Source organism: Streptomyces alkaliphilus, from assembly GCF_014141535.1.
GTDB lineage: Bacteria > Actinomycetota > Actinomycetes > Streptomycetales > Streptomycetaceae > Streptomyces > Streptomyces alkaliphilus.
Window position 1 is genome coordinate 1 of record NZ_VKHT01000880.1, and the last position, 2,092, is coordinate 2,092.

Genomic DNA, 2,092 nt, shown 5'->3' on the forward strand with positions numbered 1-2,092 from the left:
GGGGAGCACAGCAGGGCGACGCGCACCCGGTCGAGGTCGCCGGGGTCGGTGGTGCCGGTGAACCCGCCCGCGAGCATCCGGCGGACCTCGGCCGTGGTGAGCACGCCCTCGATCGGCGACCGGCCGGCGGTCAGGGCCGCCACGGCACCCGGGTCGGGGTCCCAGCCGAGGGTGACGAGCCCCGCCGAGACGGCGGCGCGGGCAGCGGGGAGCCCGAGGTGTCCCAGGCCGAGGACGGTGAGATCTGCGGGCACGGAGGGGCAACCCCTTCCCGGATCGAGTACCACAAGGTGAGAGTCAGCTTAAGCGGATATATGACAGATTCGGTGGATTGTTCCGGTGGGTGCCGTCGCGCCCACGCGCCCGGACCTCCGCCCCTCCCCTCGAACCGATCGTCACGCCCCGGGGGGGACCCGCCGAACGGGGTGTCATCCGGTCGCGCCCGACCCCGGGGCGCCCTCCGAGGAGGGGTGACGGCACGTCATCCGTCACCCCTCGGATCCCCGGCTTCGCCCTGCGTCCCGGTGGCCCCGCGCGGCCGGTGAACGCTCCCCCGCGCGGGGGGATTCCACACCGCCCCTGCAGCGATTGCCCGCCCGGGATGGGTGACAATGACTCCGGACGCCGGAGGGGACACATCGCATGGGCCAGCACAACGGGGAGAACGGGGCGCGCGAGGGCGTGATCCCGACAAGAGCCCCGCGCGGGAACGGAACACCGAAGGACTCGCCCGGGGACCGGGGGAGCACCGACCGGAACGAGGGGGCGGCGGACCCGGGAACGGTGAACGGCCCGCTCGGGGAGGGGAGCGCGGCAGGGAGCACCGACGTGCCGCCGGCCCGTCGCCCGCGCACCCCGGACGGGACCGGATCCGATGTCGGGGCCCGGGAGGGCCGACGGATCGCCGAGGGCGGTGACCCGCGCGCCGTGCCCGCCCCGCGCCCCGCCGGGGCCCGGGCCGATCTCCGCAAGGCGGACGACCCCTCACCGGACGAATCCTCACCGGACGATCCCTCATCGGGTGACCCCTCATCGGAAGGCGGCGCCGAGGCTCCCGCCGTCGACACGCCCCGCACCCCCGAACTCCCCTCCGACGGGGAGGCGACCACCACCACCGTCTCCCCACCCGCCGCGGCACGCCTGCTCAGCGGTCGCTACCGGCTCGGGGACGTCGTCGGCCGGGGCGGCATGGGCACCGTCTGGCACGCCACGGACGAGATCCTCGACCGCGCCGTCGCGGTGAAGGAACTGCGCCTGCCACCCGGCGTGGACGACACCGAACGCCGTCGCCTGGTCACCCGGACCCACCGCGAGGCCAAGGCGATCGCCGCCATCCGCAGTCGCGGCGTGGTGACGATCTACGACGTGGTCGACGACGGCTCCCGGCCGTGGATCGTCATGGAACTGATCGAGGGCCGCTCCCTGGCCGAGATCATCCGCGAGGACGGCCCGATGTCGCCCCTACGGGCGGCGGAGATCGGCCTGGCCGTACTGGACGTGCTGCGCGCCGCCCACGAGCGCGGCATCCTGCACCGCGATGTCAAACCCTCCAACGTGCTCGTCTCCGAGGCCGAGGGTCGGGTCGTGCTCACCGACTTCGGCATCGCGAAGGTGGAGGGCGACCCCTCCATCACCTCCACCGGCATGCTGGTCGGCGCCCCCTCCTACATCTCCCCCGAACGGGCGCGCGGCGAGAACCCCGGCCCGGCCGCCGACCTGTGGTCGCTGGGCGCCCTGCTGTACTGCGCGGTGGAGGGGCGACCCCCCTACGACCGGGGCGGCCCCATCGCCACCCTCTCGGCCGTGATGAACGATCCGCTGGACCCGCCACGTTCGGCGGGTCCGCTGGGGGAGGTCATCACCGGACTGCTCGCCAAGGACATCACCGCCCGCCTCGACGAGTCCGGTGCCCGCCGCGCCCTGCGCGTCGCCCGGGAGGCCGCCTCCGCCGAGGGGCCGGCCGGCTCCTCCGAGACCGTCACCCTCGGCCGGGCCGAAACGGCCGCCGTCCGCGCCGGCGGGAGCGGGGGCGACGCGAAACCCGCGGACGACGCACCCCGGACCCCGCCCCGCCCGACCTGTCTCTTATACA

The 2,092-nt window shown here is 74.9% G+C and carries 1 protein-coding gene and 1 pseudogene; one reads left to right on the plus strand and one right to left on the minus strand.

All coding sequences use genetic code 11. From position 1 onward, the window contains the following. A pseudogene (locus FNQ90_RS20745) lies at nt 1-254 on the minus strand (nucleotide sugar dehydrogenase); the annotation flags it as partial. 388 nt (nt 255-642) lie between these two features. Between FNQ90_RS20745 and FNQ90_RS20750 the strand changes: the two are divergent. Then, nucleotides 643-2,092, plus strand: a 1,450-nt coding sequence (locus tag FNQ90_RS20750) for a serine/threonine-protein kinase (protein ID WP_182607746.1), incomplete at its 3' end; no start/stop codon positions are given.